Below are 20,984 nucleotides of genomic sequence, written 5' to 3'. Positions count from 1 at the left end.
CGTCGCCCGATCTCGCCAGCCCCTTGACGTCTCCTCGGAAGGAGCACACAGAGCAGGCATGGTGCTCGAAGCGGAGCAAAGCGCCGGAGCATAATCGGGAACGGGCAAGGGCGGACGTGAATGCGGCGCCCAAAGCTCCGGCCGCGCCCGCGCCTGTAAGCGGTGAGGGGCTCCGATCCGCCACTGGGCCGTCAAGCTTGGGAAGCCAGGACCCGTTTCGAACCGCGAGCGAGGAGACCGGCCCTGCAATTCTTAACACCAGCGCCGTCGGGTGTGACGGCAGAAGGGACGTAAGTCATGCATATCGAACCAGGTACCGTTACGGGCGCCAAGCTCATGCTGAGTTACGCGACGGGTGCCGTTGCCGGCGGCTGCGCTCTCAAGCTCACGGTCGAAACCGTGCGCGAGCAGGGGGTTGTTTCATTCGCGGTGCGCACCATCGCAACAACGGTCCTGGTTTTCTCGTTCTTCGAACTCCTGCCGCATTTCCGGATGGGGGTCTCGGAGGTGCATTTCATTCTCGGCTCGACGCTGTTTCTCCTGTTCGGCGCAGCGCCAGCCGCGTTCGGCCTGGCGCTTGGTCTTCTGCTGCAGGGGCTGTTCTTCGTGCCGACCGACCTGCCGCAATATGGTATGAACGTGACTACGCTGCTGGTGCCTTTGTTTGCGATCCAGGCGCTGGCCGGGCGGATCATTCCTCGCAACACCGCCTATGTTGACCTGCAGTATCGGCAGGCACTTGCGCTTTCGACCGCCTATCAATCCGGAATCGTGGCGTGGGTCGCCTTCTGGGCGCTGTATGGTGCGGGCTTTGCGGCCGAGAACCTCGCCTCCATCGCGTCTTTCGCCGCTTCCTACGCGCTCGTCATAGTAATTGAGCCGCTGGCCGATCTAGCCGTGCTGGCACTGGCGAAATCACTGAGAGCTGTGACGGCCGATGGTCTTGTTACTTATCGGCTTCACAACGCCGCCTGAGATGGCCTAAGGGCGGTCGCAAGTCGCGGCCGCCCCGACTCATAACGCGATGCTGACACTCTCCCTGATAGGCATTGGCTGCGGCGATCCCGAGCAGCTCACGCTTGCTGCGATCCGCGCAATCAATGCGGCTGACCTGGTGCTGATTCCGCGCAAGGGCCCGGTAAAGTCCGATCTCGCCGACCTGCGCCGGCTGATTTGCGCGCAAGCCTTGACGAACAGCCGTACGCGCGTTGCCGAGTTCGACCTGCCCATTCGCGACACGGCGCAGGAGGGCTACCGCAAGGGAGTGGACGAATGGCACGACGCCGTCGCAGTGAGCTGGTCCCGAGCGATTGCGGCGCATCTCGGTGATTGCGGGCGCGTTGCCCTGCTGATTTGGGGCGATCCTTCGCTATACGATTCGAGCTTGCGGATCGCACGAAAGCTTGATCCGTTGCCGATGATCGAGGTCGTCCCGGGCATCACGTCGATCCAGGCGCTTTGCGCCGCACATTCACTGCCGCTGAACGACATTGGGGAGCCTTTTCTCGTCACCACCGGACGGCGGCTGCGCGAAGGCGGTTGGCCGTCCGGCACCGACACCGTGGTCGTCATGCTCGATGGGGGTGCCGCGTTCCAGTGGCTCGATCCGAACGGACTACATATCTGGTGGGGCGCCTATCTCGGGATGCCCCGGCAAATCACCATGTCAGGTGCGCTCGCAGAAGTGGGGCCAGGCATCGTTGCCACCCGACAGGAAGCACGCGCCAGGCACGGCTGGATCATGGATAGCTACATCCTCAAGCGCGTGTCGTAGCACTCGTACGAAGGCTGCTGGCATTTTGAACAATCACCAAGGGCAGGACGACATGCTACCCGAGTGGGTCTACCAGGAGTGCCCGGGCGTTTCGATCTTCCATCGCGATGCCGCCCTGGCCCGTCAGGCCGAGCTCACCAAGCCGACCGGTGCGCTGGGTCGCCTCGAGCACCTCGCGATCGAGCTGGCCGGTCTGCAACAAACCGACCGGCCTCGAGCCGAGCGCGCGCCGATCATCGTCTTTGCAGGGGATCACGGCATCGTCGCGCAGGGCGTATCGGCCTATCCTCAGGAAGTTACGATCGCGATGATGTCGAATTTCGCGTCAGGCGGTGCAGCAATTTCGGTTCTCGCGCGCGAACTGGGCTTAAGTCTGGAAATCGTCGATGCCGGAACGCTCGCCGAACAGCCCGTCCCGGGAGTCGTGACAGACAAGCCGCGCCAGGGCAGCCGGGATTTCAGCAAGGAAGCGGCGCTTGAGTTGGGCGAGGTCGCCTTCGCCTTCGGCTGCGGCAAGCGCGCTATCGCGCGGGCGGCCTCAGCAGAGCCGGATCTTCTGATCCTTGGTGACATGGGGATCGGCAACACCACGACTTCTGCGGCAGTCGCCGCCGCCCTGCTTGGCATCCGCGCCGAGCAGGTGACCGGCAATGGCACCGGGATCGATGCAGACAGCCGTGCGCGCAAGGCGCACCTGATTGATGCAGCGCTGGCTCGTCATGACCTTACAAGACCAGGAACTTCTGCCGAGCGGATCCTGTGCGCGGTCGGCGGTCTTGAAACTGCTGCTATTACGGGCGCGATCATCGCCGCCGCACAGCGTCGCCTCCCGATCCTGATCGACGGTTTCATCGTGTCCGTCGCGGCGTTGACGGCGGTGCATCTTAATCCGTCGTGTCGGCCCTTTCTCTTATCGTCGCATCAATCGGCCGAGCAGGGGCACCGCCTAGTTCTTGAGGCGCTGAATGTGCAGCCGTTATTCAATCTGGACCTCAGGTTAGGGGAGGGGTCGGGCGCCGCGCTTGCATTGCCGATCCTGCGGCTTGCATGCGCTCTGCACAACGGCATGGCGACCTTCGCGCAAGCCAGCATTCCGAATCGCTCATAACGCGACATTCTGATTGACCGACACAATCCGCCAATCGTGCCGTAGCCGATCAATTCGGGTGATCGACAGCGGATCGATTACGAAGCGCAACGCTGCTCGCGGTGTGATATCGAGAGCTACGCAGAGCGCGGCGCGAATAGTGCCGGAATGCACGACGAGCGTTGCTGGACCAGCAGCTATTTTACGAAATCCATCCCGAACCCTCGCAATTTGATCTTCGAAGCTCTCGCCGCCGGGTGGGCTTGAACGAGCGGGATCCTTCCAGAACTCGGCGTACCCTTCTTCTCCGAGAGCGGCGAGATCGTCGTGACGTCGGCCGGTCCAATCCCCGAAGTCCTGCTCCCGAAACTCAGGCACGAGAATCGGATCAAGCTCGAATGCGCGCGCGGTATCGACAGTCCGTTGAGACGGACTCGCATAGCTTGCGGCGTCCCGCGGCAAGCGCCTTCGCACGGCGTCCAAATGCGCCCGATCGCTGAGATCGGCCGGAGCGCCCGAAGGCGAGATCGTTCCTTCGATAGTATTGACGACTACCGCATGCCGGACCAACCAAAGAAAGGCTTCCCCTTCCATCCCTATATCTCCGATGCTTATCAATGCGAGAAACATCTTTAACATTCGCCCGCGGAGGCTTTACCGCGAAGGACTGATATCACGGCCGGAGCAAAATGCGTATCTCAACACCCCCGGCGCCGACCTGCAACACGAAGGCGCGTTGCCTCGCGCGTCAGACCACTTTCTCATGATCGCGCTCGGCCCTTCTCGTTAATGCGACGGCTATGGGCGCTCGCGCCAAAGTGTAGCAACTCGTTGCGAGTGTGGCGGTCGTCTAACCAACCTGCGCAAGCCAATTTCCGAAAGAATTGCCGGGGTGTCGCCATAGGGGCGACTGAGAAAAAGAGGCCGCTTGTAATGAACAAGCGGCCCAAGTCCAGGGAGGAAACGCCCAAGGAGGGCTGCGATAGCGCATCGCGCTACCGTGGTGCGTATATGCGTTGGCGATGCACAAAACGCAAGAGTTGACTTCCGGATCGGCATCAAAGCGCATGATTTTCCCTAGGCGCGCTCACGCCTCCGGGTGAAGCCGTTTGCAGTCACCTGCTATTAACGTCAAAGCATTCCGGCAACTTGTGGAACAGCTCCGGGTCATGACGCTGATCCCGAGCGCTTCGCAAATCTCCACCGCGTGGCGAAACTGAGGCGCAAGCGGCTCAGACTTGAAGCACGAAAGGCGACGGACGATTCCTGCACAAAAAACGAGCGAAGAGCAGATCCGTAAGCCGAAAGTTCTCACAAACTCGTGCGAAGACCTTCAAGTGACACCTGAATCGCACGTAGCGTCAGGTTGTATGCTTTCAAAGCGATGTTTCCGACTTAGCGAATGATATCGTCACAGTGTGTATGAAAAGGCGCAAGGAAGAATTCGGGAAGCTGAGATGTCCTGATGGCCCGCCACTTCTCATGCTTCCGACGTTCTTGCTTCATATGTTCCGGCGTGCTCGCAGGGCATTCTCGTAGAGACGTGAGCGTCATTGGCCGTGCGCATAATAGCAACCACTGTGCGGAGGCCTCCTTAACGTGTAAGCTGCTGACTTAGCCTCAAAACAATTGCGGACTAACGCCTGGCTCTGAGAACGTGTTCAGGTGTTACTCAGAGCATCAATCGGGCGGATCTCCAGTGGAGCCGGCATTAGACGGGCAGCGCAAGTTGCATCCCCGCTGGCCCCGGCGTGGACAAGCGCCCCCAGGTTGCATCGGTGCTCACTAACCAAGGACAGATCCTCGTGTAGGTTTTCGGCCGCTCCCTCGGTATAGTTGAGTCCACCTCAACTGCGCTTTCACTGCGCGATCTGTCGGAGCAGCCGAATGCAGGTCTCGAATGCGTCTGCAAGGTGGTCAACAGGATCGAACGTTATCGCAGTCAAAATCATCGCGAAGATGCAGGCGAAGTCGTTGGCAGTGCGGCGCAGAGTGGCACACATACTCGACGTCATTTCCGTCGTGGATCAGGATCAGTCAGTAGGTGAAGTATTGCCGAATATCCGTTTCCGTGGGGTTTATCGGCGAAGCATGGTCTTTGAGGACCGTCATAAGATTACGTGAAGGGAAACACTGAGGCCGTTGTCGATATTGTTGACGCGAACGTTGGGCTGAATTCCTTCGATCTTGTTTCGAGAAAAGGAAGCGAGCTAGATTTCGTTTGGAACGGATATCGGCCTTCCCGTGGCCAAAGCTAACGGCGAACGCCTCGCCGCAAATGAACCGTCGGCACCATCCCTCTGCCGACGGAAGCTGGTGCGATGTGTAGCAGCGTCGCTCCTCCGAGGCTGGCTTCCCGCTCGGCCGCCGAGAGGGATCGGGCTTCTTTACTGTGGCGAGTATAAGGCCCGCTTAGAGATCTTGCATTTGATCTCACACCCCTGAAGTCAGGGGGTAATGCTATTCCCAAGGCCATTCGCCAACTGCCCGCGGAGCTCCGGAAAGTTGGAAAATGCCGCCAGAGCCGGCAACGGCCCAAAACCCTGGCACCGCCGTATTACGGGCTTCTTTATCGCTGTCATGCCCACTTCAAGCAATTCTGGCCCTAACCGGTTCAGGGCGGGATCGACACGCGCATCGAAACGGCTGCGAAATCGATGGATGCTACGATGGTGGTGTCGTATTCAGCGTGTCCGGTTGAAGACGCGTATGTTCGAAAACCGACGCCGAGGCGGGAAGTATTCCGTCGCCGCGGCGCGAAGCACATGCTTTCACTCTTCAAGCAAGGCCCGCACAAACGTGCTTGGTGGCACGTCGATTGCTGGGAGATGGTAAAGGATCCGCACGACTATGCCGCTCTTCCAGTCGTTGGCGCAGGAGCTAGATGAAACTTACTCGATTAACCCAAATCAACGACAGAGGCGCCGCACTGAGTGCCGTCAGGTTTCGCAACGCACGAAGAATATTCGCGTTGGCCGCGACACCTGCCTGTCCTCGACAATCTGTAGTCATCCCGCGTGTCTCGCCGTGCGCATCGCGACGTGCGATCTGATCTGGGTCGAGTGGAAGGCGAATGCAGGTCGCTGATCGAGATGTGCTGCTTCAGTAACGGGCCAAAGAAGAGATTTATGGGACGTGGCCGCAGCTGCCATCGCGGCTTGCCTAAACACGAAAACTAAGGAACCCCAAGCATGAACGCGCCAAGCTATTCGGAGGCCCTGGAATTCGCGATCGACCGTTCGTACGAGATTAACCTAGACATGTTGAGATCGCGAAACTTGCACCTTGATACGCACAACGATTATCTCGTCGGCACCTATCCGCCTCTCAAGGCAATGGGGGACCTGGATGCCGAAAGGTTGTTGAATAAGGTCGCGTCGTCAATTGACCTCTATTTCCACATCCCCTTCTGTAATCAGTATTGCACCTTTTGCCACTTCGCCAAGGAAATCAATCCATCTTCCGAGCGAGTGGAACGTTATTTGGCGGCTTTGAATAAGGAGATGAGTTGGTCAGATGCGGCGCTTGCTGGCAGAGATGTCGAGACTGCTTTCTTTGGAGGTGGCACTCCCTCGTTTTTGACCAACCATCAACTCAAAACACTATTTGATATGACTAATCAGCGCTTTGATTTATCGAGGGCCGAAGTAAGTTTCGAATTGCATCCCTCTCTTGTGAGGCATGCGGACGCTGCGGATCGCATATCCACTCTGCTTAGAGGTGGGGTAAACCGCTTCGTGCTTGGCGTTCAAAGTCTAGATCGAAGTATTTTGCGCATACTGAACCGCGGGCACGGTGTGGAGGAGGTGATACAAATCGTAAAACTGCTGAATGAGATGGGCGTTGAGAATCTGTCGCTTGACCTCATGTATGGGCTGCCGCAGCAAACGCTCCGGAGCTGGTACGACTCGATTATCGGCCTATTGGACATGGGCATAGAGAAGTTCAATGTATTCCCATTGATGTTTAAATCGACTGACCCCGTAGCCCGCCATTTGGCTAGAGGGCGATATCAATTCGCCGGGGCTAAAGAGCGCATCATAATGCACTTTATGGCAGAACATATCCTCACGAAACTCGGCTATCGCCACGGGCCGATTTTCTATTGGACTAAGAGGTCGCAGCCACACTCCGTTCAACAGCGCCGTAAGTACGATTCCTGGAATGACAATAATCTTGTCCCGTTTGGGGTTGGCGGATTTGGTTACATGAGCCAGTGCCAGTTCTACAACGAGGCAGATTTAGATCGCTACCTTTCTAGGGTTGAGGCAGGCGAGAAGCCAGTGTGGAAGGGGGTTGTACTGTCGCAGGACGACCTCATGCGCAGAACGTTAATGTTTGCCTTGCGAAGCAGCGGAGTGTTGCTCTCCCGCTTCGAGCGGGAATTTGGAGTATCGGTTGAAAAATACTTTTGCCGTGAGCTTGAAATCTTAAGAGAGGCGGGTCTCGTCTGCATCTCGAACGATGGCGTGCTGTCATTAACTGCCGCCGGCAATATCAACGCGGGCGCTGTATCGCTGCAATTTTTCTCCGACAATGTGCTTGAGCGGGTCGCGTACAACGATAGCAGGATAACAGACAAGCGAACCGATCTGCTCGAAAAACACGACTACTCGCCGGCCGCAAGATACGGGTCAAGTGCAGAAATGCAAGCTGTCTTTCGATGAAATCGGGCGCGCTCGTCAATGGTCGCTAGCTTATTCTTTTCCACGCCGGAGCCGCCGTCCTATCGAGCGCAGCAGATATTTTCTCATCTGACCGACAGCATTGATCGCGGGCAGCGAAAACGCCCGCTTGGGCTTGTCAGCAATTTTGTAGCCGATCAGCTGCCGCACTGCATTGCCGAGATCAAAGGTAGTAAACGGCCAGATGAAGGGGTCAAGGCTCTTGGACGAAGCATTAATGCGATGATTGCGTCGACTGACTATGACGTACAGCTGCTGAATCTGCCGCAGCCCGACTTCGCGATCGCTAAGACCGACATCCACTATCTCGTCAACTGTGCTTATCAGATGTCAGCGTTTGCCGGTCTTCATCCGGTGGAAGCCGAGTTGACGGTGGGAGAGGAACTGAGCCGTCTTGCTCGCTTAAGTCGTCATCGGCAGCCTAGCATTGAGGTCCTCTCGTATGAAGATATGATTCTTGCGAACCCGGTACAGAGCGATCCACGCGTATATTGCCTCGGCGCGGCTGGGGTCGAAGAGCGAGATTTTTGCTTGGGTCACCAACTCATCGAGAGCGAGCTACAGCTAGCAATCGATGCTCTACTTGAGTTGCGTGACGGTGCTGGCGCGGACGCTCGTCAATGTCTTGCGGTGTGCTTGGAGCGCCTTGAGTCAGCAAATTGTGTTCTGACGCGCTTTTATGAGCATATGTCGCCTGACCTATTCGGCCAATTTCGTGTGTTCTACGGAAAAAATCCTTACAAGAACAGGCTTGGCCCGAGCGGCCGGTTCTCTGCCCGCATCGTGGCGGTCTCGGTGCTACTAGCCGGTGAAGAACTCTTCCAACAGAAACCGCAATTTTATAGGGATGTATATCGGCTGTCCGAATACTATCCGCAGGTATGCATTCACGAGGTGTTCCGCTGGTTGTCACCGGGCAAAAGCGCGGAGCTCACGCCAACTTGGCTAGAAGGGAGAGCGGACTTTCCTAGGTCTGCAACCATTTCGCCCGTCATGGAACGCCACGGCCCTGAAATCGGAAAGCTGCGCGCGTCTTGTGTTTATGCGCTGGATCAGTTTACCCGGATGCACCGTATTACTGCTTTAAAATATACGATTGAACCGGGTCGTCCAATTGTCGGAGTTGAGGCGTCGGAAAGTGTTGAGGCTGTTCTTTCACAGCGGCTGTTAACGGCGGCGCGTCCGTAAGCTGACGGTATGCGCCAGATGTGCGGCGTCCGACACCGGTCGAAAGGTGATGTTCGATGTCTCAAGACGAGGTGATCTTTCGTCGGTTTGAGTCGGGGGATACTGATAATGTATGGCATATGCATAGAAGCGCATCGGAGAGTGTTGGTGTGCGTGGCCCGGAAGGAGCGTGGGAGGATGATTTACGCAACATTGGAGAAGTATACATCGCGTCAGGCGGAGACTTCGTGGTTGCGCATATTGGTTCCCGACTCGTTGCCATGGGAGGATTGAAACCTGTTGACGGTGATGTCGCAGAGCTGAAGCGGATGCGGGTCGATCCCGCCTTTCAACGACGAGGGCTTGGGAGGAGGATTCTTAGTAAATTGGAATCGCGAGCCGGCTCTCTAGGATTTAAGCGGATAATTCTCGACACGACAAAGATCCAAGTAGGGGCTCAAAGACTTTATGAGACGGTTGGCTACGTTCGCCGCAAGGAAGGGATGTTGCACGGATATGCAGTGATCTTCTACGATAAGCGGCTCACAGGCCGGGATGAACCACCTGACGTGATCGAGGACATTGTGAGCCTGGATAATCCAGTCTAGTGCTGAGGGACCAGTTTGGTGAAAGGCTGAAGAAGGGGAGGCGCTGAATTGCGGCGCGCGACGACCCAGAAAAGCGCGTCGGGAAGCGCGGAAGGTGAGCTCGACGAGTAAAGACGTGGCGATGCCCCATCGAGGTGATGTTTGGCTATTAGATAGCGTCTAACAGCGACTTGGTCATGCATACGCTTCGACCAGAATATCGTGTTCGTTAGGCCCTGCGTGATGTGTACGGCGGACTGATCGCAAAGTCACGGAGCTATAGCCGACAGCTTACTTGCCGCTTTCTGATTGAATGCGTTCCGTTTCCCCGGCTCTCATCGCCCTTACGTGACTAATTTGAGCGTTTCTTCTGGAAACGGCTTGTATCTCTCAAGTGTTTCATGTGTGGTAGTGGCCTGCTTCTTGCTACCCGAGCGTCGGCAAGTCGTCGATTGTAGATCTCGGGGAAGAATTTATGGGCGGGGGAGCGGAAACGTTTTACGGCGTGATCAGACGTCAGGGTATCACGCGTCGTAGTTTCCACAAATTCTGCAGTTTGACGGCAACGAGCCTCGGGCTCGGTCCGCTCGCGGCAAGCCAAATTGCCAACGCGCTGGAGACAAAGCCGCGTGTGCCCGTGATCTGGATGCACGGGCTCGAATGCACGTGCTGTTCGGAAAGCTTTATCCGCTCGGCCCATCCGCTGGTCAAAGACGTGGTGCTGTCGATGATCTCGCTGGATTATGACGCCCTGATCATGGCGGCGGCAGGACACCAGGCCGAAGCCATCATCGAGGAGATCCGCGCCAAGTACAAGGGCGAATATGTGCTTGCCGTTGAAGGCAATGCGCCGCTGAACGAAGGTGGCATGTTCTGCATTGATGGCGGCAAGCCGTTCGTCGAAAAGCTCAGGGCGATGGCGGAAGATTCCATGGCGATCATCGCTTGGGGGACTTGTGCGGCCTGGGGTTGCGTGCAAGCGGCCAAGCCTAATCCCACTTGGGCGACGCCGATCGATAAAGTGATCACGAACAAACCGATCATCAAGGTGCCCGGCTGCCCGCCCATCGCAGAGGTCATGACCGCCTTGGTGACCTTCATCACCACGTTCGGAAAGCTTCCCGAGCTCGACCGCCAAGGGCGTCCAAAGATGTTCTATTCCCAGCGCATCCACGACAAGTGCTATAGGCGTCCCCATTTCGACGCCGGCCAGTTTGTCGAGGGGTGGGACGACGAGTCCGCGCGCAAGGGCTATTGCCTCTACAAGATGGGCTGCAAAGGGCCGACCACCTACAACGCCTGCTCGGCCGTTCGGTGGAACGGCGGCGTTTCCTTCCCGATCCAATCCGGCCACGGCTGTTTCGGCTGCTCCGAAGACGGCTTCTGGGACAAGGGCTCATTTTACGATCGACTGACGACCATCAGGCAATTCGGCATCGAGGCCAACGCCGATCAGATCGGCATGGCCGCTGCCGGCGCGGTCGGCCTAGCCGTTGCCGCGCACGCGGCGGTCACGGCCGCGAAGCGGCTGACCCGGAATCCAGGCAGCGTAGCTCAGGAAAAATAATCGAATTCAGGGAAGAGACAACGATGGGCGCCCAGACATCCAATGGGTTCAAGCTCGACAATTCCGGCAAACGCATTGTCGTCGATCCGCTGACCCGGGTCGAAGGCCACCTCCGCGTCGAGGTCAATCTCGATTCCGACAATGTGATCCGCAACGCGGTCTCATCCGGAACTATGTGGCGCGGCATCGAGACGATCCTGCGTGGACGCGATCCTCGCGATGCCTGGGCGTTCACCGAGCGGATTTGCGGCGTCTGCACTGGCACGCATGCGCTCACCTCGGTGCGGTCGGTTGAGAACGCGCTGGGCATCATCATTCCCGAGAATGCTAATTCGATCCGCAATATCATGCAGCTCTGCCTGCAGGTGCATGATCATCTTGTGCACTTCTATCACCTGCACGCGTTGGATTGGGTCGACGTGATTTCTGCCCTTAAGGCCGATCCCAAGGCGACCTCTGCGTTGGCGCAATCGGTCTCCTCCTGGCCTCTATCATCGCCAGGCTATTTCAAGCATCTGCAGATCAGGCTCACCAAGTTCGTTGAATCGGGCCAGCTCGGCCCTTTTAAGAATGCCTATTGGGGGCATCCGGCCTATAAGCTTCCGCCGGAAGCGAACCTGATGGCCTTGGCGCATTACCTAGAAGCGCTCGACTTCCAAAAGGACGTCGTCAAGATCCACGCCATCTATGGCGGCAAGAACCCGCATCCGAACTGGCTGGTCGGTGGCGTGGCCTGTGCCGTCAATGTTGATGGTACCGGTGCGGTGGGCGCCATCAACATGGAGCGGCTGAACCTGGTATCCTCGATCATTGGCCGCTCGATCGAATTCGTCGAGCAGGTTTATCTGCCCGACGTTACCGTGATTGGCTCCTTCTACAAGGATTGGCTCTTTGGCGGCGGTCTCTCGGGTAAGAGCGTAATGTCCTATGGCGACATTCCCGAGAAAGCCAATGATTATTCCGCGAAAAACCTCAAGCAGCCGCGCGGCGTGATCCTCAATGGCAATTTCAGCGAAGTCCTGCCGATCGATCACGGCGATCCCGAGCAGATCCAGGAGTTCGTCGCCCATTCCTGGTACAAATATCCTGATGAAACGAGGGGTCTGCATCCCTGGGATGGTGTCACCGAGCCGAACTTCCAGCTCGGGCCCAATTTCAAGGGCACCAGGACCGACATCAAGGAGCTCGACGAAGGCGACAAATATTCGTGGATCAAGGCGCCTCGTTGGCGCGGCAACGCCGTCGAGGTGGGACCGCTGGCGCGATACATCATAGGTCACGCCCAAGGCAAAGCGGAGTTCAAGGAACCGACCGAGAAGCTGCTGAAGACACTCGATCTTCCCTTCGCTGCACTCTTCTCGACGCTCGGCCGCACTGCGACGCGTGCGCTCGAATGCCAATGGGCCGCGCGCCAGATGCGCCATTTCCAGGACAAGCTTATGGCGAATATCAAAGCGGGTGACACCGCTACCGCCAACATCGATAAATGGAAGCCGGAGAGCTGGCCGAAGGAAGCCAAGGGATACGGTTTTACCGAGGCGCCGCGTGGTGCGCTCGGGCACTGGATCAAGATCAAGGAGACCAAGATCGACAACTACCAGTGCGTTGTGCCGACGACATGGAACGGCTCGCCGCGTGATCCAAAGCGAAATATCGGTGCGTTTGAGGCCTCGCTGATGGATACGCCGATCGCTGATCCGGAGAAGCCGCTGGAAATCCTGCGCACGATCCATTCCTTTGATCCATGCCTGGCCTGCTCCACCCATGTGATGGGGCCGGGTGGCCAGGAAATGGCAATGGTCAAGGTCCGCTAGCGGAGGAGGCATTGTTGGACAAATCTCCGCAAGCGCTAACCGCCGCTGTCGCGGCCGTTGCGGTACGCTCCGGCCGCAGGGCCGAGCGCGGCGTCGTCTATGTCTACGAGGCGCCGGTGCGGCTGTGGCATTGGATCAACGCCGCGGCAATCCTGGTGTTGGGTCTCAGCGGATATTTCATTGGCAGCGCGATACCGACCATGCCAGGAGAGGCAAGCGACAATTTCCTGTTCGGCTATATCCGTTTTGCGCATTTCTTCGCAGGCTACGTGCTCACGCTCGGCTTCCTCTTGCGCATTTACTGGGCGTTCATGGGCAACCCCCACGCTAAGCAGATTTTCTACGTGCCGCTCTGGCGCAAGAGCTATTGGCGCGAGGTGTGGCACGAGATTCGCTGGTACGCTTTCGTTGCGGCCGAGCCAAAGAAATACGTCGCGCACAATCCGCTGGCCCAGCTTGCGATGTTCTTCATGTTTACGCTGGCGATCGCGTTCATGATCATCACCGGCTTTGCACTCTACGCACAGGGCACCGGCAACGACAGCTGGCAGTACAAGCTGTTCGGCTGGGTGTTTTCGATTTGGCCGAACAGCCAGGACGTCCACACCTGGCATCATCTCGGCCTATGGATGATCGTGACGTTTGCGCTCATCCACATCTATACAGCGGTTCGCGAAGACATCGTGTCGCGCCAGAGCATCGTCTCCTCGATCATTTCTGGCGAGCGCGAATTCCGCGATTGATTGACGATGCAGATGCCAACTCCGGAGAACACGAAACGGATCCTGATGCTCGGCATCGGCAATATCCTGTGGGCCGATGAGGGGTTCGGCGTGCGGGTGGTGGAGCAGTTCCACCGCCGCTACGCCGTCCCTGACAATGTCACCATGCTCGATGGCGGCACGCAGGGGCTCTACCTCGTCAATTTTCTCGAGGAGGCCGATTGCCTGATCGTGTTCGATGCCATCGATTATGGGCTCGCGCCCGGGCACTTGAAGCTCGTGCGAGACGAGGAGGTGCCGAAATTCACCGGCGCCAAGAAGGTGAGCCTGCATCAGACCAGTTTCCAGGAGGTCTTAAGTGCGGCCAATCTGCTTGGCCGCTGCCCGCGAGAGCTCGCTCTAATCGGCTGTCAGCCACTTGATCTAGAGGATTGGGGTGGGCCGCTGACGGCTCCGGTGCGCACTCAGATTGCGCCTGCGATCGAACTGGGTTGCGAACTGCTGGCGCAGTGGGGTTCTCCGGCAAAGTTGCGGACCGCGCCGCTACCGAAGTCGGAGCGTCTGCTCGCCAACGATATCGACCACGCAAACTATGAGAGGAGGGCGCGACCGATCTAGCGGCTCGCAGATTAGCATGTGCCTTGGCTTGCCAATGACGATTATTGAGACCGACGGCATGTCGGCGCTTTGCGAATATGCCAATGAACAGCGGCGCGTCTCAGTCATGCTGCTCTCCGAGCCGCCCGTCGGTGCCAAGGTGCTTGTCCATATCGATACCGCGGTGCGGCTCTTGGATGACGACGAAGCGCGGCTAATCGCCGACGCGCTTGAGGGCCTTTATGCGGCTGACCACGATTGCGATCGGTTCTTTGCGGACTTGATCGGTCAAGAGCCGCAACTACCCGAGCACTTGCGCTAGCCGGTGCCGCCTCCCGGACACTGCCTGCCCATCTTTGCCGATGCCAGTGGAAACCAGATTTGCAGCCGAAACAAGCGTCACGGAGAACATATCGAGCGGGTGCTGATCCGAGCGGGAACGCAATCGCGAAAGAGCAACGATTGGCACGTCCCTTGCTACACCTCATCCAGCAGAACCATGGAATATCAGAGAGGCGGCTAATGGACTTTCAGCTCGGGAAACATGATCTGACGCGGCTCCGGTGAAAGACACTCGCCATGATCGCCAAGATCCGGAGATCTCTATCCACCGCATCTGGAAGCTCATTGATCGCGCGGGCGCCAATGGCGCGTCCGCGGACACAAGCATTATCCCTCAGCACACCAACGGAACGTCGTATCATGATACAGATTTCCGGGTCGCACCCGATAGCGCCGAGAAAATGCGGCCGCCGATGAGCGGGTTTCCTATCGCCGAGGAAAGTCTCGACGCAGCCCATAGCAGGCTAACAGCTGCGGGTGCGCTCGCGAAGCTCGCTTCGCTCAATAGCATCGAGCTGGCGAGGAACTGTCCGAATGCCATCGCGCTGTTGTCTTCCGTCGCGGCTGCCGTTTCTGGCCAGAAGAGCGACATGCCGACGCAGCTGTTCGGGCTCGGGAATCTCAGCGATCTCGAGCGCAAGCTGATTGCGGACGTGCTTGGGGAGGGCGAGCTCGCCGGGGTCATTGCGCTGCCGGGGGGCCGCGCGGCGCAAGTCCAGGAATCGGTACTTGCGGGAATCTGGCGCGTGCGCATAGAGACCGACGCCGCACACGAATATGTCGAGGTCGGTGCGATCCCGGAGATCGTGCGGCGCGCCGCGACCGACCTGACGTCGAGCGTTCTCATGATCGGCGCGGCACCGGACGGCGCGATGAACGTGCTGCCGGTGCTCGCGGAAATTCGCGACCGGGCGCTGGCCTGGCGGCCGGGCATGCGCTCGCAAATCATCAACTTCACCCTGCTGCCGATGAGCGCGGTCGACCAGGCGTTTCTGCAGCAAAGCGTTGGCAACGGGCCGATCCAGCTCATCTCGCGCGGCTACGGGACTTGCCGAGTGCTAGCGACAGGCATCCGGAACGTCTGGTCGGTGCAGTTCTTCAATGCCATGGACACCATCATTCTGGATACGCTGGAGGTCGGCGGCGTGCCAACCGTTGCGTTGGCTGCCGACGAGGATTTCTGGGATTCCGCCGAACGCCTGCAAGAAATCATCAAAGCGTACTTCGAATGACGAGCTTCGACAATTTGGCGTCAAGAAGCATATCGCAGACGGCGCACGCACGAAGTGCGGCATCTGTTGGATCGGTTACGACCCGGCTGAGGGGGATGAGGCGACGCAGATTGCAGCTGGAATGCCTTTCGCCGGGTTGCCCGAAAAATGGCGTTGTCGCAAATGTCGATGCGCCCAAATCGAAGTTCATGGCGATTGAAGATGATTTCTGACCGCGAACAGCATCCCCGCAGGAGCGTGCACGCCGATGCGTCGGCGTGGGGCGAGATGCTCGCGGCAGCCTATCGGGATATCGCCGATCGCAGCATGCGCGACCTGCCGATCTTCAACGAGGCCTTGAGCGTCGAAGCCATCGGCTTTCGCGCGCGCGAGGGCAGGGTCGTCGGCATGATGGTCACGCCTTGGTTCATGAACGTGGTCACACGCATGCGTGACGGCACTTCGCAATCGTCTCCGGGCACGAACCTGCGCTTGCGATTGCCGGCCGGCGACATCGAATTCACCGTCAGCGAGCTGGCGCCTGTGGGCTCGATCGCGAGCTACTCACTGTTCTCGCCGATGTTTGAGTTCGAGGATATGGCCTCCGCGCGCGCCACCGCCGAAGCAGTGCTCGCGGCGCTGATGTCGCCGGCCAATCGCGCGGCGTCACATGGGCCCGATGCGCCAAATATCACTCCGATCGACCGCCGGACTTTCTTGCGCGGTGTACAGACTGAGCGGCGCGCATGAGCCTCGCCATCCGCAACCAGATCGATGTTACCGTATCGCTTGCTGGCGACGCAATTGCCGCGGTCGAGATTCTGCCGCGCGCCCGGCCGCCACTGGGGCGGCTGTTCGCCGGCAAGCCGCCCGCTTCGTTGCTCAATGTGCTGCCGCGAATCTTCTCGTTGTGTGCCGCCGCGCACCAGGTGGCATTCCTGTCCGCGATCGAGGCGGCGCGCGGCGAAGGCATCAGCCTTGCGACGCGGCAGCATCGTATCGCCATGGTCGTTGCCGAGCGGCTGGCGGAATTGCTGCGGGGCCTGTTTGTCGGGCATTTCCCGCTGGATGCTACCAGCGCCGCAGCGATCCGCGCCCTGATGCAGGGTGTATCGGCGCTTCTCAGCAGCGCAGAGCCCAGCTGCGGCCAAGTTCGACGCGAGGCAATAGCGCGGGTTGCGATTGCGCTGGCGGCGCTTGGCATAACGAACGAAGAGGGAGCGCCGAGGCTCGGTACCCCACTAGCGCTTCGCGTCGCGGCTCTCGAGGAAGATGCGTTGAACCCAACGCCGATGCAGCACTCGTTTTTGTCCGTTGCTGACGACCGCGACGTCATTGAACGGCTCGTGGATGATGCAGGATTTTGCCGTTGTCCCGACCTTGAGGGCCGCATTCCCGAAACAGGTGCGTGGGCACGCCAAATGATGCGTCTTCAGATCACGCTAGGCCGGTCGGGGCCGGCCGAGCGGCTGAAGGCGAGGATTGCGGAAATCGCGCGGCTGCGCGCTTGGCTTCGCCTCGGTGCTCGTGTTGAAACAGCGGAGCATGGGATCGTCGAAAGTTACAGGCTGGGGCCGGGCCGTGGTGCGGCCGCGGTCGAATGCGCGAGGGGACGTCTCTATCACGCGGTGGAGCTTGATCGTCAGCGGCAGATGTCGCGCTTCGAAGTTATTGCCCCGACCGAGTGGAATTTCCACGCGCGCGGACCGCTTGTCCGCAGCCTGCAAGGCGCGGTGCTGGCCGCGAAACCACGGGGACAGCGTGCGGTTCGCGCGATGGTCGCATCCTTCGACCCTTGCGTCGGGTTCACTCTCAATTTTCGCGAAATTGGCGATGCATGAAATGGCGCTTTGTGAGGGCATCGTCGAGATCGTTGAGGAGGAGGCGCGCCGGCGATCGTTTTCCAGGGTGAAGACCGTATGTCTGGAGATCGGGGCGCTGAGCCATGTCGCTCCCGAAGCGATGAGGTTCTGCTTTGCGGCCGTTGCCGCGCGGACCATCGCCGATGGCGCGGTCATTGAGGTCGTCGAGTTGCCTGGCGTCGCCTGGTGCTTTGCCTGTTCGAGGAGCGTTGAGATTGCGCACCGCGATGAGCCGTGTTCCTGCTGCGGCAGCTATCAGCTGCAGGTGACCGGGGGCGAAGAGATGCGGGTGAAAGAGCTGGAGGTCGATTGATGTGTACCGTATGTGGCTGTAGCGAAAGAACACCCTCCACCGAACCTGCCGACGCGCAAAGTGAGCAAACCCAGGGCCATCACAATGATCACTACGGTCACCACCGTGATCATGTGCATTGCGGTCATTACGTGCATGATTCTCACAACCATCACCACGGCCATTATCACCATCATGATCATAGCCATCAGCATGCTCTGGGCGGAGGGGCACTTGTGGATTGCGGTGCCGATCCGGCCGGCTTGAAGATCGTGGGTATGAGCAGCGAGCGAACCATTCGGATCGAGCGCGACATCCTTGGCAAGAACAATAGGATCGCCGCCAACAACCGCGCGCGCTTCCTGACAGATGACCTGCTCGTATTCAATCTTGTTTCCAGTCCGGGCGCCGGCAAAACCTCGCTGCTCGTCCGCGCCGTCTCCGAACTGAAGGATAGCCGCCCGGTTGGTGTCATCGAGGGAGACCAGCAGACCTCGAACGATGCCGATCGCATTCGCGCCACCGGCGTTCCCGCAATCCAGATCAATACTGGCAAGGGCTGCCATCTCGATGCTGCGATGGTCGGTGAGGCTTATAGTTGCTTGCCGCCGCTTAAGGGCGGTATTCTCTTCATCGAGAATGTCGGGAATCTAGTTTGTCCCGCGGCGTTCGATCTCGGCGAGGCCTGCAAGATCGTGGTGTTCTCGACCGCCGATGGTGAAGACAAGCCGCTCAAATATCCGGATATGTTCGCCGCATCGTCGCTGATGCTGATCAACAAGATTGATCTGGTGCCGGTGATCGACTTCGATTTAGCCAAGACCATCGAATATGCGAGACGCGTCAATCCGAACATTGAGGTGCTGACGGTTTCGGCGCGTACGGGCGAGGGCTTTGCCGCGCTCTACGCCTGGATCTGGAAGCAGGCTGCGAATCAGAGGCGTCCCGTCGGTGACGCATTGCGATGAGCGCGAGCAGCGACGCCATCATCCGGGGCGGAACGCGGCTGCAGGTGCGCGTCAGTGGCGCCGTGCAGGGTGTCGGCTTTCGTCCGTATATTTATGGTCTCGCTACCCGCTATAGGTTGGCCGGATTCGTCGCCAACGATCCTGATGGCGTGATCATCGAGGTTGAGGGCGACCTTACGTGCGAGTTTGTGGCCGCTTTGCCACTCGAAAGCCCTCCATTGGCGCGGATCGACCACATCTCCGTTCAGGAGATTGATGCGCTTGCGGCGAAAGACTTCTCGATCCGCGCCAGCGAACACGGGAGGGTCTCAACGCGGATCGTCGCCGATGCCGCGACATGCCAGCAATGTCTCGATGAGTTGTTCGACCCGAACAGCCGCCATTACCTCTATCCCTTCATCAACTGCTCTCATTGCGGCCCGCGCTACACCATCGCCGAACGGCTTCCCTACGATCGCCGCAACACGGCGATGGGGGACTTTGCGATGTGTGCCGCCTGCGCGGGCGAATATGCCGATCCGGCGAGCCGCAGGTTTCATGCGGAAGCGATTGCGTGTCCGACATGCGGTCCTCGGCTCAGTCATGGGATCAACGACATTGCCGCGGGGATCGATGGCGGCCAAATCGTCGCAATAAAGGGGATTGGCGGGTACCAGCTGCTTTGCGACGCTCGCAACCATGATGCCGTGCAGCGTTTGCGCAGGAGGAAACAGCGCGACCAGAAGCCGTTCGCGGTCATGGTTGGTTCCGTAGAGCAGGTCAGCGAGATTGCGGAGGCTAATGCCGCCGAGCTCCCACTGCTCGAATCCGTCGCCCGTCCGATCGTCCTCCTGCCGTCGCGCAACAATCTAGCGCCGGCGATAGCCCCTGGCCTGTCGCGCGTCGGCGTGATGCTGCCGGCGGCCCCGTTGCATCACCTCATCTTCCATGCGCTTCGTTCGACAGGTGCATGGCATCGGGTTGAAGGTCCGGTCATTGTCAGCACCAGTGCTAATCCCGGCGGCGAACCGCTCCCGATCGACAACGCGGAGGCGCTGCGGCGGCTCGCGGGAATCGCCGATCTGATCGTGACCCATGATCGCGATATTCTGACGCGCGCCGATGATTCGGTAATGGCGGTGGTGGCGGGGCGGCGCCAATTCATTCGTCGGGCCCGTGGCTATGTTCCCGAACCTATCCGGCTTGCGAGGTCTGTGCCGCCCGTGCTCGCCGTCGGCGGCGCGTTGAAATCGACCATTACGGTCACACGGGGCAGGGAGGCCTTCGTCTCCCAGCACATCGGTGATCTCGATACGGCTGAAGGCATCCGCTTCTTCGAGGAGACCATCCGGCACCTCACATCGACCCTCGACATCGATCCTGTCGTCATTGCCCATGATCTGCATCCCAACATGGCGACCACCCGCTTTGCGGAAGCGAGCGGCCGCGCGCTGGTCGCTGTCCAGCATCACCACGCGCACGCTGCCGCCGTTATCGCGGAGCATGGCCTTGGGGGGCCTACGCTCGCCCTTCTCCTCGACGGCTATGGTTATGGCTCCGACGGCGGCAACTGGGGTGGCGAGCTATTGTTGTGCGAAGGCGCCGGATTTCGACGAATCGGGCATCTCGCGCCGTTGCAAATGCCCGGCGGAGATCGCGCAGCCCGCGAGCCTTGGCGCATGGCGAGTGCAATATTTCACTTGCTGGGGCGGAAAAAGGAAATCGGGCTGCGCTTCGCAGCACAGCCGCAGGCCGAGCGTCTGCGGTCATTGCTCGATCAGCCCGGCGTGGCGACCACGACCAGCGCGGGCCGGCTGTTCGAAGCAGCGGCGGCGCTGCTGGGGATCGCGACTTTGCAGAGCTATGAGGGCGAAGCCGCGATGAAGCTCGAGGCGTGTGTGCGGCGGACTGCGGTGCTTGAAGAGGGCTGGATGATCGATGGCGACGTGCTGTCCTTTCGCCCGCTGTTTGCGCATTTGATTGCAAACAACGTTGGCGCCGCGGAGGGAGCCTGGCTATTTCATGGCACGTTCGCCGCTGCCTGCGTTGACTGGGTCGCGCGCGCGGCGCGGGCAACTGGCGTTGCCACCGTCGTTCTGAGCGGCGGCTGCTTCCTGAACGCGGTACTCGCAGATGAAATCGAGCGCGGCTGCATGGCGGCCGGCCTCACTCCGCTGCTGCCACGGCAGGTTCCACCCAATGACGGTGGCTTGAGCCTCGGACAAGCCTGGATCGCCGCTCTGCAGATTGAACAACGGCCGTCAGCCCTGGAAGGAACAGCCTGATGTGTCTCTCAGTACCAGCCGAGGTCGCCAAAATTCTTCCCGATG

Annotated in this window: 19 protein-coding genes and 1 riboswitch; of the genes, 18 read left to right on the top strand and 1 reads right to left on the bottom strand. The window is 59.3% G+C overall.

The window, feature by feature from the left end; all coding sequences use genetic code 11:
* Positions 1 to 42 precede the first annotated feature (42 nt).
* Positions 43 to 260, top strand: a riboswitch (cobalamin riboswitch).
* A gap of 37 nt (positions 261 to 297) precedes the next feature.
* The 3 genes from HCN50_RS01110 to cobT are packed head-to-tail and all read left to right on the top strand — an operon-like array spanning position 298 to position 2,882.
* Positions 298 to 975, top strand: a complete 678-nt coding sequence (locus tag HCN50_RS01110; RefSeq protein WP_171707772.1) for an energy-coupling factor ABC transporter permease — start codon at positions 298 to 300, stop codon at positions 973 to 975.
* A 49-nt stretch (positions 976 to 1,024) separates the two neighbouring features.
* A complete protein-coding gene (cobF, locus tag HCN50_RS01105) occupies positions 1,025 to 1,774 on the top strand; it encodes a precorrin-6A synthase (deacetylating) (protein ID WP_171707771.1) in 750 nt (249 codons plus the stop codon).
* A 52-nt stretch (positions 1,775 to 1,826) separates the two neighbouring features.
* A complete protein-coding gene (cobT, locus tag HCN50_RS01100; RefSeq protein ID WP_171708399.1) occupies positions 1,827 to 2,882 on the top strand; it encodes a nicotinate-nucleotide--dimethylbenzimidazole phosphoribosyltransferase in 1,056 nt (351 codons plus the stop codon).
* Here the strand turns inward: cobT and HCN50_RS01095 are convergent.
* Positions 2,877 to 3,455: a histidine phosphatase family protein gene (locus HCN50_RS01095; protein WP_171707770.1), complete on the bottom strand. Its 579-nt coding sequence runs from the start codon at positions 3,453 to 3,455 to the stop codon at positions 2,877 to 2,879. The two genes, cobT and HCN50_RS01095, sit on opposite strands and share 6 nt — an antisense overlap.
* A 2,597-nt stretch (positions 3,456 to 6,052) precedes the next feature.
* Between HCN50_RS01095 and HCN50_RS01090 the strand changes: the two genes are divergently transcribed.
* From HCN50_RS01090 to hypF, 15 genes are all read left to right on the top strand, one after another.
* Positions 6,053 to 7,528, top strand: a complete 1,476-nt coding sequence (locus HCN50_RS01090) for a coproporphyrinogen-III oxidase family protein (protein ID WP_171707769.1) — start codon at positions 6,053 to 6,055, stop codon at positions 7,526 to 7,528.
* An 18-nt stretch (positions 7,529 to 7,546) separates the two neighbouring features.
* Positions 7,547 to 8,734: a hypothetical protein gene (locus tag HCN50_RS01085; RefSeq protein ID WP_171707768.1), complete on the top strand. Its 1,188-nt coding sequence runs from the start codon at positions 7,547 to 7,549 to the stop codon at positions 8,732 to 8,734.
* Between the two features lie 56 nt (positions 8,735 to 8,790).
* Positions 8,791 to 9,321 (top strand): GNAT family N-acetyltransferase, encoded by a 531-nt coding sequence (locus tag HCN50_RS01080; protein WP_171707767.1) that lies wholly within the window; start codon positions 8,791 to 8,793, stop codon positions 9,319 to 9,321.
* Positions 9,322 to 9,775: 454 nt separating this feature from the next.
* Positions 9,776 to 10,867 (top strand): hydrogenase small subunit, encoded by a 1,092-nt coding sequence (locus tag HCN50_RS01075; RefSeq protein WP_171707766.1) that lies wholly within the window; start codon positions 9,776 to 9,778, stop codon positions 10,865 to 10,867.
* A 23-nt stretch (positions 10,868 to 10,890) separates the two neighbouring features.
* Positions 10,891 to 12,681: a nickel-dependent hydrogenase large subunit gene (locus HCN50_RS01070; RefSeq protein ID WP_171707765.1), complete on the top strand. Its 1,791-nt coding sequence runs from the start codon at positions 10,891 to 10,893 to the stop codon at positions 12,679 to 12,681.
* A gap of 11 nt (positions 12,682 to 12,692) precedes the next feature.
* Complete coding sequence (gene cybH, locus HCN50_RS01065) at positions 12,693 to 13,424, top strand: Ni/Fe-hydrogenase, b-type cytochrome subunit (protein WP_235976694.1); 732 nt, start codon at positions 12,693 to 12,695, stop codon at positions 13,422 to 13,424.
* A 12-nt stretch (positions 13,425 to 13,436) separates the two neighbouring features.
* Positions 13,437 to 14,021 (top strand): HyaD/HybD family hydrogenase maturation endopeptidase, encoded by a 585-nt coding sequence (locus HCN50_RS01060; RefSeq protein ID WP_171708398.1) that lies wholly within the window; start codon positions 13,437 to 13,439, stop codon positions 14,019 to 14,021.
* A gap of 16 nt (positions 14,022 to 14,037) precedes the next feature.
* A complete protein-coding gene (locus HCN50_RS01055) occupies positions 14,038 to 14,322 on the top strand; it encodes a HypC/HybG/HupF family hydrogenase formation chaperone (RefSeq protein WP_171707763.1) in 285 nt (94 codons plus the stop codon).
* 421 nt (positions 14,323 to 14,743) lie between these two features.
* Positions 14,744 to 15,574: a hydrogenase expression/formation protein gene (locus HCN50_RS01050; protein ID WP_171708397.1), complete on the top strand. Its 831-nt coding sequence runs from the start codon at positions 14,744 to 14,746 to the stop codon at positions 15,572 to 15,574.
* On the top strand, positions 15,498 to 15,773 hold the full coding sequence (locus tag HCN50_RS34665) for a rubredoxin (protein ID WP_376700241.1): 276 nt from the start codon (positions 15,498 to 15,500) through the stop codon (positions 15,771 to 15,773). Before HCN50_RS01050 ends, HCN50_RS34665 begins: the two co-directional genes overlap by 77 nt.
* Positions 15,737 to 16,303 carry a [NiFe]-hydrogenase assembly chaperone HybE gene (gene hybE, locus HCN50_RS01040; protein WP_376700240.1) on the top strand — a complete coding sequence of 189 codons (567 nt, stop codon included), beginning with the start codon at positions 15,737 to 15,739 and terminating at the stop codon, positions 16,301 to 16,303. Before HCN50_RS34665 ends, hybE begins: the two co-directional genes overlap by 37 nt.
* Positions 16,300 to 17,394: a nickel-dependent hydrogenase large subunit gene (locus HCN50_RS01035; protein WP_171707761.1), complete on the top strand. Its 1,095-nt coding sequence runs from the start codon at positions 16,300 to 16,302 to the stop codon at positions 17,392 to 17,394. The genes hybE and HCN50_RS01035 overlap by 4 nt, the downstream gene beginning before the upstream one ends.
* The gene (gene hypA, locus HCN50_RS01030) at positions 17,387 to 17,728 is read left to right on the top strand and encodes a hydrogenase maturation nickel metallochaperone HypA (protein WP_171707760.1); all 342 of its coding nucleotides are present in this window, start codon (positions 17,387 to 17,389) and stop codon (positions 17,726 to 17,728) included. Before HCN50_RS01035 ends, hypA begins: the two co-directional genes overlap by 8 nt.
* Entirely contained in the window at positions 17,728 to 18,675 is a 948-nt protein-coding gene (gene hypB / locus HCN50_RS01025) for a hydrogenase nickel incorporation protein HypB (protein ID WP_171708396.1), read from the top strand. The genes hypA and hypB overlap by 1 nt, the downstream gene beginning before the upstream one ends.
* Positions 18,672 to 20,939 (top strand): carbamoyltransferase HypF, encoded by a 2,268-nt coding sequence (gene hypF / locus HCN50_RS01020; protein ID WP_171707759.1) that lies wholly within the window; start codon positions 18,672 to 18,674, stop codon positions 20,937 to 20,939. Before hypB ends, hypF begins: the two co-directional genes overlap by 4 nt.
* The last annotated feature ends 45 nt before the right edge of the window (positions 20,940 to 20,984 follow it).

The sequence above is a fragment of the Bradyrhizobium archetypum genome, from assembly GCF_013114835.1.
Classification (GTDB): Bacteria; Pseudomonadota; Alphaproteobacteria; order Rhizobiales; family Xanthobacteraceae; genus Bradyrhizobium; species Bradyrhizobium archetypum.
The sequence above is the reverse complement of the archived record's forward strand: the minus strand, read 5'-3'. Positions and strand labels throughout refer to the sequence as shown.

Bases quoted from the DNA above. Each gene is read 5' to 3' on its own strand.
- HCN50_RS01110 (WP_171707772.1), top strand. From the start codon at position 298: ATGCATATCGAACCAGGTACCGTTACGGGCGCCAAGCTCATGCTGAGT.
- cobF (WP_171707771.1), top strand. From the start codon at position 1,025: ATGCTGACACTCTCCCTGATAGGCATTGGCTGCGGCGATCCCGAGCAG.
- cobT (WP_171708399.1), top strand. From the start codon at position 1,827: ATGCTACCCGAGTGGGTCTACCAGGAGTGCCCGGGCGTTTCGATCTTC.
- HCN50_RS01095 (WP_171707770.1), bottom strand. From the start codon at position 3,455: ATGGAAGGGGAAGCCTTTCTTTGGTTGGTCCGGCATGCGGTAGTCGTC.
- HCN50_RS01090 (WP_171707769.1), top strand. From the start codon at position 6,053: ATGAACGCGCCAAGCTATTCGGAGGCCCTGGAATTCGCGATCGACCGT.
- HCN50_RS01085 (WP_171707768.1), top strand. From the start codon at position 7,547: ATGGTCGCTAGCTTATTCTTTTCCACGCCGGAGCCGCCGTCCTATCGA.
- HCN50_RS01080 (WP_171707767.1), top strand. From the start codon at position 8,791: ATGTCTCAAGACGAGGTGATCTTTCGTCGGTTTGAGTCGGGGGATACT.
- HCN50_RS01075 (WP_171707766.1), top strand. From the start codon at position 9,776: ATGGGCGGGGGAGCGGAAACGTTTTACGGCGTGATCAGACGTCAGGGT.
- HCN50_RS01070 (WP_171707765.1), top strand. From the start codon at position 10,891: ATGGGCGCCCAGACATCCAATGGGTTCAAGCTCGACAATTCCGGCAAA.
- HCN50_RS01060 (WP_171708398.1), top strand. From the start codon at position 13,437: ATGCCAACTCCGGAGAACACGAAACGGATCCTGATGCTCGGCATCGGC.
- HCN50_RS01055 (WP_171707763.1), top strand. From the start codon at position 14,038: ATGTGCCTTGGCTTGCCAATGACGATTATTGAGACCGACGGCATGTCG.
- HCN50_RS01050 (WP_171708397.1), top strand. From the start codon at position 14,744: ATGCGGCCGCCGATGAGCGGGTTTCCTATCGCCGAGGAAAGTCTCGAC.
- hybE (WP_376700240.1), top strand. From the start codon at position 15,737: ATGTCGATGCGCCCAAATCGAAGTTCATGGCGATTGAAGATGATTTCT.
- HCN50_RS01035 (WP_171707761.1), top strand. From the start codon at position 16,300: ATGAGCCTCGCCATCCGCAACCAGATCGATGTTACCGTATCGCTTGCT.
- hypA (WP_171707760.1), top strand. From the start codon at position 17,387: ATGCATGAAATGGCGCTTTGTGAGGGCATCGTCGAGATCGTTGAGGAG.
- hypB (WP_171708396.1), top strand. From the start codon at position 17,728: ATGTGTACCGTATGTGGCTGTAGCGAAAGAACACCCTCCACCGAACCT.
- hypF (WP_171707759.1), top strand. From the start codon at position 18,672: ATGAGCGCGAGCAGCGACGCCATCATCCGGGGCGGAACGCGGCTGCAG.